Source organism: Novosphingobium sp. (genome assembly GCF_030699305.1).
GTDB lineage: Bacteria > Pseudomonadota > Alphaproteobacteria > Sphingomonadales > Sphingomonadaceae > Novosphingobium.
Map to the genome: position 1 here is coordinate 92457 of NZ_JAUYNB010000031.1, position 11821 is coordinate 104277.

12 protein-coding genes and 1 other RNA gene are annotated in these 11821 nt (G+C 65.5%); 3 read left to right on the forward strand and 10 right to left on the reverse strand.

Annotated features, from left to right (window positions below):
- From Q8Q53_RS12605 to Q8Q53_RS12625, 5 genes are read right to left on the reverse strand one after another with little or no spacing between them, the layout of a single operon-like run.
- Entirely contained in the window at nt 1–783 is a 783-nt protein-coding gene (locus Q8Q53_RS12605) for an SDR family oxidoreductase (protein ID WP_305702123.1), read from the reverse strand.
- A gap of 4 nt (nt 784–787) precedes the next feature.
- Entirely contained in the window at nt 788–1318 is a 531-nt protein-coding gene (locus tag Q8Q53_RS12610) for an NUDIX hydrolase (RefSeq protein ID WP_305702124.1), read from the reverse strand.
- 9 nt (nt 1319–1327) lie between these two features.
- The gene (locus Q8Q53_RS12615) at nt 1328–2011 is read right to left on the reverse strand and encodes a TPM domain-containing protein (protein WP_305702125.1); all 684 of its coding nucleotides are present in this window, start codon (nt 2009–2011) and stop codon (nt 1328–1330) included.
- Nucleotides 2011–2832: a YgcG family protein gene (locus Q8Q53_RS12620; RefSeq protein ID WP_305702126.1), complete on the reverse strand. Its 822-nt coding sequence runs from the start codon at nt 2830–2832 to the stop codon at nt 2011–2013. Before Q8Q53_RS12620 ends, Q8Q53_RS12615 begins: the two co-directional genes overlap by 1 nt.
- A gap of 24 nt (nt 2833–2856) precedes the next feature.
- On the reverse strand, nt 2857–3534 hold the full coding sequence (locus tag Q8Q53_RS12625) for a LemA family protein (RefSeq protein WP_305702127.1): 678 nt from the start codon (nt 3532–3534) through the stop codon (nt 2857–2859).
- A gap of 178 nt (nt 3535–3712) precedes the next feature.
- Here Q8Q53_RS12625 and mscL point away from each other — a divergent pair, with 178 nt between their 5' ends.
- The gene (gene mscL, locus Q8Q53_RS12630; RefSeq protein WP_305702128.1) at nt 3713–4120 is read left to right on the forward strand and encodes a large conductance mechanosensitive channel protein MscL; all 408 of its coding nucleotides are present in this window, start codon (nt 3713–3715) and stop codon (nt 4118–4120) included.
- 49 nt (nt 4121–4169) lie between these two features.
- Nucleotides 4170–4544: a transfer-messenger RNA gene (ssrA, locus tag Q8Q53_RS12635) on the forward strand.
- A gap of 100 nt (nt 4545–4644) precedes the next feature.
- On the opposite strand, the gene Q8Q53_RS12640 is transcribed toward ssrA, so the two are convergent.
- From Q8Q53_RS12640 to Q8Q53_RS12655, 4 genes are all read right to left on the reverse strand, one after another.
- On the reverse strand, nt 4645–4887 hold the full coding sequence (locus Q8Q53_RS12640; protein ID WP_305702129.1) for a hypothetical protein: 243 nt from the start codon (nt 4885–4887) through the stop codon (nt 4645–4647).
- 127 nt (nt 4888–5014) lie between these two features.
- Entirely contained in the window at nt 5015–6265 is a 1251-nt protein-coding gene (locus tag Q8Q53_RS12645) for an N-succinylarginine dihydrolase (RefSeq protein WP_305702130.1), read from the reverse strand.
- Between the two features lie 3 nt (nt 6266–6268).
- Nucleotides 6269–7300 carry an arginine N-succinyltransferase gene (locus tag Q8Q53_RS12650; protein WP_305702131.1) on the reverse strand — a complete coding sequence of 344 codons (1032 nt, stop codon included), beginning with the start codon at nt 7298–7300 and terminating at the stop codon, nt 6269–6271.
- Nucleotides 7297–8508: a hydrolase gene (locus tag Q8Q53_RS12655; protein ID WP_305702132.1), complete on the reverse strand. Its 1212-nt coding sequence runs from the start codon at nt 8506–8508 to the stop codon at nt 7297–7299. The genes Q8Q53_RS12650 and Q8Q53_RS12655 overlap by 4 nt, the downstream gene beginning before the upstream one ends.
- A 181-nt stretch (nt 8509–8689) precedes the next feature.
- On the opposite strand from Q8Q53_RS12655, the gene Q8Q53_RS12660 reads away from it, so the two are divergent.
- The gene (locus Q8Q53_RS12660; protein ID WP_305702133.1) at nt 8690–10765 is read left to right on the forward strand and encodes a malate synthase G; all 2076 of its coding nucleotides are present in this window, start codon (nt 8690–8692) and stop codon (nt 10763–10765) included.
- Nucleotides 10766–10918: 153 nt separating this feature from the next.
- Here the strand turns inward: Q8Q53_RS12660 and rsmA are convergent, their stop codons facing one another.
- On the reverse strand, nt 10919–11752 hold the full coding sequence (rsmA, locus tag Q8Q53_RS12665; RefSeq protein WP_305702134.1) for a 16S rRNA (adenine(1518)-N(6)/adenine(1519)-N(6))-dimethyltransferase RsmA: 834 nt from the start codon (nt 11750–11752) through the stop codon (nt 10919–10921).
- Between the last annotated feature and the right edge of the window lie 69 nt (nt 11753–11821).

An 11821-nucleotide genomic window follows, 5' to 3' on the forward strand; every position in this document is an offset into this window, starting at 1 on the left:
TCACATTGCGGAGATGCCGCCGTCAAGCTTCAGCTCGGCCCCGGTCATGAACCGGGATTCGTCGCTGGCGAGGTACAGCACGCCGTTGGCGATGTCATCTGGCACACCGACGCGCTTCAGCGGGATCTGGCGGGCCAGCTTGCTCATCACCACATCCTTCGGGTGGCCCGAACTGGCGGCGATGCCATCGAGGATCGGGGTGTCGACGAAGGTCGGATGGACCGAGTTGCTGCGGATGTCCCAGCCCATCTTGGCACAATAGAGCGCGACCGATTTCGACAGCATCCACACCGCCGCCTTGCTGGCGTTATAGCCCGGCATCGTATCGCTGGCGATCAACCCGGCGATGGACGAGATATTGATGATCGAGCCCGGCTGATGATCCCTCATCAGCGGCAGCGCCTTCTGGCAGCCCAGGAACACCGAATCGACGTTGATCGCAAAGCCCCGGTGCCATTCCGCCAGTGTGCAGGTTTCGATATTGCCGCGTACGCCAACACCAGCGTTGTTGACCAGCACCGAGAGGCCGCCCATCGCCTCGGACGCGTAGTCGACCACGTCAATCCACTGGTCTTCCTGCGTCACGTCCAGCGCGGCGGAAAAGGCCGTGCCCGCACCGAGTTCGGCGTTGATCGCGGCGGCCTGCGCAGCCGCGCCGACTGCGTTGATATCGGCCAGCAGCACTTGCGCACCTTCGCGGGCCAGCATCCATGCCTGCGCCGCGCCAAGCCCCTGCGCCGCGCCGGTGATCAGCGCCTTTTTGCCCGCAACCCGTCCTGTCATGTGCTTACTCTCCCGTCAGAAACACCGGGCCGAGCAACATCAGCAGCCGCACGTCGATGCCAAGCCCGCGTGCGCGCGATTCGGTGATGAACTGCCCGATCCCGGTTATCGGTACACGATGGACGGTGATGTCCTCGCCGTCCACCCCTCCGCCCGGGCCGATCTGGGTCAGGCCGTGGGCGCGCAGCAGGGTGAAGCTTTCGCTGACCATGCCGGGCGAGGAATAGTATTCGCCCAGGCTTTCCATCCGCGCGGCGCGATAGCCGGTTTCCTCTTCCAGCTCGCGCGCGGCGGCATCGGTCGCGTCCTCATCCTCGCCGTGATCGCCGATCAGCCCAGCGGGCAATTCGATACAGGGGCGGCCCAGCGGCACGCGAAACTGTTCGACCAGAATGACGTGGTTTTCAGCGTCGATCGCCAGGATCACCGCCGCCTTGATCCCGCGCGAGCGAGAGACATACTCCCACTTGCCCTTGACCTTTGCGGTGATGAATTTGCCTTGCCAGACGGTTTGTTCGGGTTGTTCGATAGCCATTCCGGCTACTTAGACTTCAATCAGGCGGTCCGGCAATTCGTTCCGGTCATTTTCGGCGCGGGGGAAGTGCTGCGCCAGCACGGTGCCAACTTGGCCAACTGCCGCGATCATCCCGTCGGCCAGGTTGCCGGCGCGGATGTGGGTCAGCATTGCGGACATTGCCTCACCCCAGATTTCGGGGGCAACTTGTGCGGCAATGGCGGAATCCGCCACGATCTCGGCGCGGTGTTCGCGCAGGCTGACATAGATCAGGATGCCGGTGTGGCCATCGGTGCGGCGTTCCGCGCCGACCTTGAAGCAGGTGATCGCGCGGGCGCGAACGCGGGCGGCCTTGATGTGGCGCGGGATCAGGAACCACTTGGCCGGCGGCCAGAGCTGGAACAGCAGCACGCCGATGAATTTCAGGATCGCGAAGCTGGCCCCCAGTGTCAGCACGGCGGCGGGCGTCCAGGCGCGGTCCCAGTGGCCCATGATCCGGTCGTACAGACCCAGATAGAAGTCGGGGAAGATCGACAGCACGGTCAGCGCAGTGAACGCCGCGAGCGCAGCCCAGGCGAGTGCGATATCGGTATAGCCGTCGGACCGGTCGGTCACGATCGTCACGATTTCGCCCGCGCTGTGCTGCTCGGCGGCGTGGACGGCCGCTGAAATGCGGGCGTGATCGGCGGGGGAAAGGAGGAGGGGCGGGGTCATTACCAGTCTCCTGAGGCGCCGCCGCCGTCGAATCCGCCGCCGCCGCCGCCAAAGCCGCCGAACCCGCCAAAGTCGCTGCCGCCGCCGCTGCTCCAGCCGCTACCGCCACCGCGGGTGGTGTGGTGTAAAACTTCGCTGAGGCCCCACAGCACGATGCCCGGATCGATCCCGCTGCGCCGCGCGCCGCGGCGAGCGCCCCGGCCGAACACGAACATGAAGAACAGGATCAGCAGGATCCAGAAGACCACGCTGCCTGCGCTTGCCTGATCGCGTCCGCCCGCTGTCTGGGCGGCAGCGGCGGCTTCGGCGATGGCCTTGGCATCGGCGGGATCACGGTTCAGTTGCGCGGCGATGGCATCGACTGCCGCGTTGATACCGCCCGCGAAGTTCTTTTCGCGGAACGGCGTCACCATCTGGTCACGGATGATCCGGCCCGCCAGCACATCAGGCAAACGTTCCTGCACGCCGCGCGCGGTGTGGATGCGGACCTTGCGCTCGTTCGGGGCGACCAGCAGCAACACGCCCTGTTCGGTTTCCGCGCCGCCGATGTCCCACGTTTCGGCCAGTTTCTGGGCGTAATCCTCCACCTCCAGCCCATCGAGGGTGGAGACGGTGGCGACAATCACCGCGCGACCGGTATCCCGGTTGTAGGCGCGCAGCTTCTGGTCCAGCGCGGCTTCATCCGCATCGGGGATGATCGCCGCCTGATCCAGTACCGGGCCTTCCGGCCGCGGCGGCAGTTCGGCGTGGGCGGGGGTGCCAGCCACAGTCAACAGGACCGGGGCCAGCACCGCTGCGCACCACAGGAAGAAGCGCCGCATCGACGCGCCCTTTCAGCCTTTCACTCAGTTCGCCGCAGCAGCGGGCGAAGCGGGAGCGGCCGTGTTGTCATTCACTGCCGGAGCCGCCGGAGCAGCGCCCGAACCGAAGTTCACCTTCGGCGCGGTCGCGGCCGCGGGATCGGCCTTGAACGGGATCATCGGCTTTGCGCCGTGGATCAGCTTTGCGCCGATCGCATCGGGGAAGGTGCGGATCGTGGTGTTATATTCCTGCACCGCTTCGTTATAACGGGTGCGCGAAACGTTGATCCGGTTTTCCGTGCCTTCAAGCTGGACCATCAGGTCGCCAAAGCGGGCCTGGCTTTGCAGCTGGGGATAGTTTTCGACCACCGTGCGCAGCTGGCCCAGCGCCTGGGTCAGCTGGTTCTGCGCACCCTGGAACTTTTCGAACGTCGCCGGATCGGACAGATCCTCGGTCCGCACGTTGATCGAGGTCGCGGCGGCGCGGGCGTTGGTGACGTTGGTCAGGATCTGGGTTTCGGATGCGGCGGCAGCCCTGGCGGTTTCGACCAGGTTCGGGACCAGGTCCGCGCGGCGCTGATAGGCGCTTTCCACGTCGGCCCACTTGGCCTTGGCGTTTTCCTCTGCGGTCGGGACGCTGTTGATCCCGCAGGCCGACAGGCTGACTGCGGCGGCTGCGGCAAAGGTAAACTGCCCGAAACGGCGGACAAGCGATGCGGTCATCAGATCACATTCCCTTTTCAAGACGCGGCATCGGGCCGCAATGCGAAGAGATGTAGCGTGAGGGGCGGGGCTTTCAATGGCAACCGGTCGATATTCGTGGTCCTTCAATCGATTATTGTGACGTCATGACTTTGCTGGCACAGTGCTGGCATTGGAATTTGAACGGGGATGGGGCGCAATGTTGAGTGAATTCAAGACCTTTATCGCGCGCGGCAATGTGCTGGATCTGGCCGTCGGGGTCATCATCGGGGCAGCGTTCGGCAAGATCGTGGCATCGATGACCGATGATCTGATCATGCCGCTGATCAGCGTGATCGTGCGTGATACCGATTTTTCCGGCAAGTATGTGGTGCTGTCCGGCGCAGCCCCTGCCGGGGCAACGCTGGCCGCCGCCAAGGAAGCCGGGGCCACGGTGCTGGCCTATGGCAGCTTTGTGACGTCGGTCATCAACTTCCTGATCCTGGCCTTCGTGATCTTCCTGATCGTGCGCCAGGCCAACAAGGCCTTCCCGCCGCCGCCCGCCGCCCCGGCTGGCCCGACCGAGGTGGAATTGCTGGCTGAAATCCGGGATTCACTGAAAAAGTAAATTGATTTCATGTGCTTGAGGTAAGGGCGGGGGCGCTTCGGCGTGTCCCGCCCTTTTCTTTTGCGTGCGGGCATCCTATATACGAGGTGCCGGGTTCGCCCGGCTATGGTGATAAATTGCGGCGTGCAATAGATGCAGCGGACCCGGGGGCGGTACCCGGCGGCTCCACCACCACCACCTGGATGCCTGGAAACGGGTTGGCCGGGGCCCGGTTGTCGCCGGGGTGATGATGGGGCCGAACTAGGATCGACGTGTGTTGAAAAGCGCTGTTTTTGCCCGGGCTGAGTAACCCGTTCAAGGCTCAAAACTCACAAGTGCCAACGACAACGAAGCACTCGCTCTTGCGGCGTAATGTGACGGCTTAACGGCCTGAATTTACAAAGCTAAAGCGCGGTTGGACCGACCGGGCAACAGAACGGATACCGGGGGCCCGGGGTGGGCCTAGCAACAGAACCACCCCACCTTTCCAAACAGCGCTGAACTGGCCCATGCCCGACTACGGACGGCCGTGCACTGACGGTGCCTTAGATGACCTTTTCCGGCTTTTCCGCGATCACCCGTTCCAGTTTCAGGCAGTCGAGGATTTTCGCGCCCGCCAGGAATACTGCGCCGGTGCAGGCCAGGAACAGCAGCTTGCCGCCAATCCCCGGAAACCGCACCAGATAGATCGACCCGCGCTCCACCGCACCAAGCGACAGGGCATAGATGATCAGATACGCCTCGATCGGGGATTTGATTACGAACAGGCGTTTAATCTTGCGCAGCATCAGGTCCCTCGATTTCTTAACAGCATATCTTGCAACCATCATGCCAGTGTCGCAATTGCGCGCAAGTGAATGGTTAAACCTGGTGCGGCTGTAAAGCGCTCCGACAACCCTGTTCAGGCCAGTTCATTCAGGCCAGCTCGCTCAGGCCCAGTTCGACCAGCAGCTCGGCGCGCGCGGCAGTGACCTGACGGGCAAGGCGGGACGTGCCGAGCTGTTCCGGACTGATGGTTTCCGGCCAGCGCGCAGCGATTACCGCCTCGATCCGGCTGGCCTTTGCCTCGTCCAGCAGGAAGCGCGGATCGACCGCTGCGGGGTCAGCCACCACGCGCAGTCGCAGGCACGCCGGGCCGCCGCCGTTGGCCATTGATTGCCGCACATCGACCGGCAGCACGCTGCGGATCGGGCCGTTGCTGGCCAGCATTCCGTCCAGCCAGACCCGCACGCGCGGATGCTCCCATGCTTCGAGCGGGATGACGAGCGCCATCTCGCCCCCTGGCAGGGTCAGCAACTGGGCGTTGAACAGATAGGACTGGATCGCGTCGGTCAGGCTTACAGCGCTGGCCGGGACCACCACGATTTCCGCTTCGGGCAGCTTCGCGCGGATTGCGGCATAGGTACCGTCCGGATCGGCAAAGGCCTGTTCGTGGGTGAACAGCACGCGTTCGTTGGCCACTGCCACCACGTCGTTGTGAAACGCGCCCGCTGCGATTGCCTCTGGTGCCTGCTCCACGAACAGCACCCGGTCTGGCGCAAGCCGGTTGAGCCGCGCCACCGCGCGGCTGGCTTGTTCGTGCTGGCGCGCGGGGAACGCGCCGCCGCTGCGGCCATAGACGAAGATTTCCAGCCCCGGCGCGGCGTGGCTCGTCCCCATTCGCATATGATTGGCCGCGCCTTCATCGCCAAAGCAGGGCGGCACGGCATCGTGCACCGCAAAGTGTGCCGGATCGGGGAAGGCCAGTCGCAGCTGCTTTGCGGTGTCCGGCCATTCCTGCGACCGGTGCGGCATGGTGACCAGATTTGCCGCCGTCAGGTGGCAGCGCCCGTCCGCCGTATCGGGGGCGGGGGAGACGGTCGCGGCATTGGCGGTCCACATCGAACTGGCTGACCACGCCGCCGCCAGCAGCCGCCGGTCCTCGCCCTGATCCAGTCCCAGCGCGGCGCTGAAACCATGGTTGGGGCGGGGCAGTGGCAGCAGGAAACCCTGCGCCAGCCCCAGCGCCAGATTGTGGCGCATCTTCGCCAGCCCCTGCAGTGCTGCCGCGCGCGGATAGGACACATCGCCCGCGTTGCTGGCCGAGGCAAGGTTGCCCAGGCTGAGGCCGGCGTAGTTGTGGCTGGGGCCGATGATCCCGTCGAAGTTGATTTCAACCAGCGCCATGGCTCACCACCGCGCGACGTGGGTGACGGTCATGCCGGGTTCGATTCCGAGCCGCCCCGCGCTGGCGGGATCGAGCGCGATGCCATCGCCGCGCGAATCGACCCAGCCATAGGTTGTGCGAAAATCGGCCAGCTTGCCGCAGGCGACCAGCCGCTTTTCGCCCGCCGTATGCTCGCCCAGGTGCTCATCGAGCGCCACGACCTGGCTGTCCTGCGCTTCACGGATTGAGCGGATCTGGTCGGTCCGTGCGGTCATGGTCGGGCCGCCGTCGAAGATGTCGATGTAGTTTTCCCAGGCGAAGCCCTCGTTTTCCAGCATCCGCATCGCGGCGCGGCCCGTGGGGTGCGGCACGCCAATCACGGCGCGGGCATGATCGGACAGCATGGCGATATAGACCGGGTGCTTGGGCATCAGATCGGCGATGAACTGGTTGCCGTACTTGGCGTTGAATTCGTCTGCGTCCTGAAAGTTCATGCCAAAGAACCGCCCGGCGACCCCGTCCCAGAATGGCGATCCGCCCGCTTCATCGATCACGCCGCGCAGTTCGGCCAGCGTGCGGTCGGCAAACCGGGCGCGGTGGTTGCGGATGAACAGATAGCGGCTGCGGGCGATCAGCATGCCCAGCCCGCCGGAGCGTTCACCCGGATGGAGGAACAGCCCGCCGACTTCGGTCGCGCCTTCCAGATCGGTCGACAGGTTGAGGATGTCGGCGCGGAACGTGCGCCCCAGTTCCTCGCTGTGCTGGGTCAGCGCGCCGATCCGGTAGCTGTAGAACGGCCATTTCAGGCCCACGGCGGAAAACACCTGGCAGGTGCCGCGCACTTCGCCGGTGGCGGTGTTTTCCAGCATGAACAGGAACAGGTCATCTTCCACCGTATCCTCGGTCCGGGCGAACCCGGCGGCGGAGCGTTCCAGCTTGGCGGTCAGCGCCTTGCGATCGGGCGGGAGGTTGGTGAACCCGCCGCCGGTGCGCTTGGCCATTTCATAGATGTGCTGCAGATCGTCAGGCGTGGCGGCGCGGATCAGGAAAGTCAAAAGGTTGCTCCCTCGGCAAGGCGGTGCAGGACCAGCGCGGACAGCCGCGCGCGTTCGGCCAGACTGGGCACGATCAGGAACTCATCCGGCGAATGGATCGCCCCGCCGCGCACGCCCATGGTGTCGACCACCGGCACCCCGCAGGCGGCGATGTTGTTGCCATCGCAGACCCCGCCTGATGCCACGCGGGTAACCGGCTGGCCCAGCAGCGCGCTGCATTCCTGGACAATCCCGAACAACTTTTCCGCTGCTGCATCGACCGGCTTGGGTGGGCGACTGATCCCGCCGTGGCGGTGGATCGAGACTTCATGTTCGGCGGCAACCTTGTGGATAAGGTTGTTGATTTCCTGTTCGAAAGCTGTGGCCAGCGCAGTGCTGCGTGGGCGGATGTTGAAGCGCAGGACGGCCATGTCCGGCACCACGTTGTTGGCGCTGCCCCCGCCGATCCGCGCCGGGTTGACCGACAGTCCTTCGCGTTCCAGCGCTTTCAGCCCCAGCGCCAGCGCGGCGGCGGCGACGATCGCATTGCGCCCGTCCTGCGGGTTGCGCCCCGCGTGGGCGGACCGGCCGGTCACGATCAGGCTGTAGTTGCCGCTGCCCGCACGTTCACCCGCCAGCGTACCGTCAGGCAGGGCAGACGGCTCATACGTCAGCGCGGCGCTCTTGCCTTGCGCCAGCGCGGCAATCAGCGCGGCGGAGGACAGGCTGCCGGTTTCCTCGTCCGAATTGATCAGCACGTCATAGCCAATTGATGGAGCAGCAGGCGAGGTTTCGAACGCCGTCAGCGCCGCCAGAATGACCGCGATGCCGCCTTTCATGTCGGCCACGCCGGGGCCGCACAGGGTTTGCTCGTCCAGCCAGTGCTGGTGCTGGAACGCGTGGTGGGCGGGAAACACCGTGTCCATGTGCCCGGTCAGCAGGAACCGGCGCGGGGCGTCGGGGCGGACCCGCAGGACCAGATGCTGGCCGTATTCGACCCGCACTTCGCGCCCATCGGCGGCAATCTGGGTGATCGGGGCAGGGGCCTCCAGCGTCACATTGCCCGGCAACGCGGCAAAAGCATCGGCCAGCAGGGTCGCCTGCTCGGCTAGCCCTGGCAGGTTGCCGGTGCCGGTGTTGATTGCACTCCACGCCTGCACCTGGCCCAGCATCGGCGCGGGATCGACGGCGGCCAGCAGGGCCTGTTCGGTAGGGTCAAGCTGTTGCATCTGAAACCTTCTCTAGCCGACCATCGGGCGCTCTCCAACCCCCAGCCGAACAGCTCCTTGACGGACCCGGTTGCGCTGCCTTCGCAAGTGCGGCATAGCCGCTGGTATTCCTCCCCGGAATCGTTGATGACCCCTGCCGAGGCGCGTTTTGCGTCCCCGGTCCAATGATGTGCGAGGAACAATGAACGGTTTTGTCGATAAGTCCGGCTTGCAGGTCGATGCGGCGCTGGCGGCGTTTGTTGAAGGCGAAGTTCTGGCCCCGCTGGGCAAGGATGTGGCCGGGTTCTGGGCCGGGTTTGCCGCGCTGGTGGACCGGCTGGTCCCGGTCAACCGCGCCCTGCTGGTCAAGCGTGACGCGCTGCAGGCCGAAATCGACACCTGGCACATGGCCCGCGCGGGCAAGCCGATCGACATGGCCGAATACCAGGCCTTCCTGCGCGAAATCGGCTATCTGGTGCCTGAACCCGCCCCGTTCAGCGTTGAAACGCAGAACGTCGACCGCGAGATCGCGCAGATGGCCGGGCCGCAGCTGGTCGTGCCGGTGCTTAACGCCCGCTTCCTGCTCAACGCCGCCAATGCCCGCTGGGGCAGCCTCTATGACGCCTACTACGGCACCGACGCGCTCGACGCTGAACCGGCGCGGCCGGGCGGCTATGACGAAGTGCGCGGCGCGGCGGTGATTGCGGCGGGGCGGGCGTTCCTGAACGGCGCGGTGCCCGGTTGGGAAGCGGCGCTGGCCGGGCAGCCGTGCGAGCAGCTGGTTGCCAAGCGGGAAGGCGCATTCCTGTTCCGTCACAATGGCCTCCACATCGAAGTGCTGGTCGATCCGGCGCATCCGGTCGGCAAGACCGATCCGCTGGGGATCGCCGACATCGTGCTGGAAGCCGCGCTGACCACCATCGTCGACCTGGAAGATTCGGTCGCGGCGGTCGATGCCGAGGACAAGCTCAATGCCTATGCCAACTGGCTGGGCGTGATCCGGGGCGATCTGGCCGATACCTTTGAGAAGGGTGGCAAGACGCTGACCCGCACGCTCAATGCGGACCGGACATGGACCCTGCCCGATGGCAGCGAGCTGACCCTGCCGGGGCGCAGCCTGCTGTTCGTGCGCAATGTCGGCCATCTGATGACCAACCCGGCGATCCGGCTGGCAGACGGCGGCGAGATCCCCGAAGGGATCATGGACGCGGTCCTGACCAGCGCGATTTCGGCGCGGGACGTCGCGGGCCTTGGCCAGTTCGGCAACAGCCGCGAAGGCAGCATCTATATCGTCAAGCCGAAGATGCACGGGCCGGAAGAAGCGGCCTTTACCAATACCTTGTTCGATGCCGTTGAGGACTTGCTGGAACTGCCGCGCCATACGATCAAGGTAGGTGTGATGGACGAGGAGCGCCGCACCTCTGCCAATCTGGCCGCCTGCATCCATGCGGTGAAGGACCGGATCGTGTTCATCAACACCGGGTTCCTCGACCGGACCGGGGATGAAATCCACACCGCGATGCGGGCCGGGCCGATGATCCGCAAGGCCGACATGAAGCAGACCAGCTGGATCAGCGCTTACGAGGCGCGCAACGTCCAGATCGGCCTCGCCTGCGGGCTGTCGGGCAAGGCGCAGATCGGCAAGGGCATGTGGGCCGCGCCGGACATGATGCGCGACATGATGGTCCAGAAGATCGGCCACCCGCGTTCGGGTGCGAACACCGCCTGGGTGCCGTCACCCACGGCGGCGACGCTCCACGCGATGCATTACCATGCGGTCGACGTGTTTGCCGTCCAGCGCGATCTGGCGAGCCAGCCGGTGCCGCCGCTGGAAGCCCTGCTGACTGTGCCGCTGGCGCAGGGGATCAACTGGTCGGACGAGGACGTCCGCGCCGAACTGGATAACAACGCCCAAGGGCTGCTGGGCTATGTCGTGCGCTGGATCGATGCCGGGGTCGGCTGTTCCAAGGTGCCGGACCTCAATGATGTCGGCCTGATGGAAGACCGCGCGACGCTGCGCATTTCCAGCCAGCACATGGCCAACTGGCTGCTCCACGGGGTCTGCACGGCGGAGCAGGTGATGGACAGCCTGCGGCGGATGGCGGTGAAGGTCGATGCCCAGAACGCGGGCGATCCGGCCTATGTGCCGCTGACCGGGAACGAGGATGGCCCGGCCTTCCGCGCGGCCTGCGATCTGGTGTTCAAGGGCGTGGAGCAGCCCAGCGGCTATACCGAACCGCTGCTGCACGCCTGGCGGCGGGTCAGAAAGGCGGGCTGATTCGCCCGAGTCGCGGCGCGTTAGTTGATGAAAGTCATGCGCGGGGCGTCTGTTTCGATGCGAAACAGGCGGCCGTCGGCGCGGGTGTGCGATATACAACGATGGAAAGAGCCGCCGCGAACGTAACAGGCGGCGGCGATGTAGGAAAATGGCCTAACCGCCGGACAGTTCGCGGGCGATGCTGACGAATTCGTCCACGCTCAGTGTTTCGGCGCGGCGTTGGGGGTCGATGCCCAGCGTTTCCAGCGCGGCGAGCGCGCCGGGCAGGCCTTTGAGGCTCTGGCGCAGCATCTTGCGGCGCTGGCCGAAGGCGGCTTCGGTGACGCGTTCGAGCATCCGGGCCGAGACGCCCTGCGGCATATCGGCGGGGGTCACGTGGACAATCGCGCTCATCACCTTGGGCGGCGGGGTGAAGGCGCTGCGGTGGACTTTCATCGCCAGCTTGGCCGCGCTGCGCCACTGCGCCAGCACGGCGAGGCGGCCGAACGCGGAAGGGTCGGCGGGGGTGGCGATGATCCGATGCGCGACTTCGAGCTGGAACATCAGCGTCAGCGAAGCCCACTGCGGCGGCCAGCTTTCACCCGATAGCCAGCCGGTGAACAGCGCCGTGCCGACGTTGTAGGGCAGGTTGGCGACAATGTGATAGGGACCGGCGAACAGTGTCGTGGGGTCGATCTTGGTCGCGTCGCCCTCAATCACGGTCAGCTGGCCCGGAAACGCCTCGGCCAGTTCGGCGAGGGCTGGCAGGCAGCGCTTGTCCATTTCGATCGCGGTGACATTCGCGCCTGCCCGCAGCAGCGCGCGGGTCAGTCCGCCGGGGCCGGGGCCGACTTCGAGCACGTCCTGCCCCTTCAGCTTGCCGGGGATCGCGGCGATCCGGTCCAGCAGCTGTTCGTCGAACAGGAAGTTCTGGCCCAGCGCCTTGGTGGCGAACAGGCCGTGGCGGTTGATGACGTCGCGCAGGGGGGGGAGGTCAGACTGGTTCACCACGCCCCCTTACCCGTTCGTGTCGAGCGAAGTCGAGACACGTGTGCGCAACGGGTCTCGACTTCGCTC

Bases quoted from the DNA above. Each gene is read 5' to 3' on its own strand.
- Q8Q53_RS12640 (WP_305702129.1), bottom strand. From the start codon at position 4,887: ATGCTGCGCAAGATTAAACGCCTGTTCGTAATCAAATCCCCGATCGAG.
- Q8Q53_RS12655 (WP_305702132.1), bottom strand. From the start codon at position 8,508: ATGCAACAGCTTGACCCTACCGAACAGGCCCTGCTGGCCGCCGTCGAT.
- Q8Q53_RS12605 (WP_305702123.1), bottom strand. From the start codon at position 783: ATGACAGGACGGGTTGCGGGCAAAAAGGCGCTGATCACCGGCGCGGCG.
- Q8Q53_RS12625 (WP_305702127.1), bottom strand. From the start codon at position 3,534: ATGACCGCATCGCTTGTCCGCCGTTTCGGGCAGTTTACCTTTGCCGCA.
- Q8Q53_RS12660 (WP_305702133.1), top strand. From the start codon at position 8,690: ATGAACGGTTTTGTCGATAAGTCCGGCTTGCAGGTCGATGCGGCGCTG.
- Q8Q53_RS12620 (WP_305702126.1), bottom strand. From the start codon at position 2,832: ATGCGGCGCTTCTTCCTGTGGTGCGCAGCGGTGCTGGCCCCGGTCCTG.
- Q8Q53_RS12610 (WP_305702124.1), bottom strand. From the start codon at position 1,318: ATGGCTATCGAACAACCCGAACAAACCGTCTGGCAAGGCAAATTCATC.
- Q8Q53_RS12645 (WP_305702130.1), bottom strand. From the start codon at position 6,265: ATGGCGCTGGTTGAAATCAACTTCGACGGGATCATCGGCCCCAGCCAC.
- Q8Q53_RS12615 (WP_305702125.1), bottom strand. From the start codon at position 2,011: ATGACCCCGCCCCTCCTCCTTTCCCCCGCCGATCACGCCCGCATTTCA.
- mscL (WP_305702128.1), top strand. From the start codon at position 3,713: ATGTTGAGTGAATTCAAGACCTTTATCGCGCGCGGCAATGTGCTGGAT.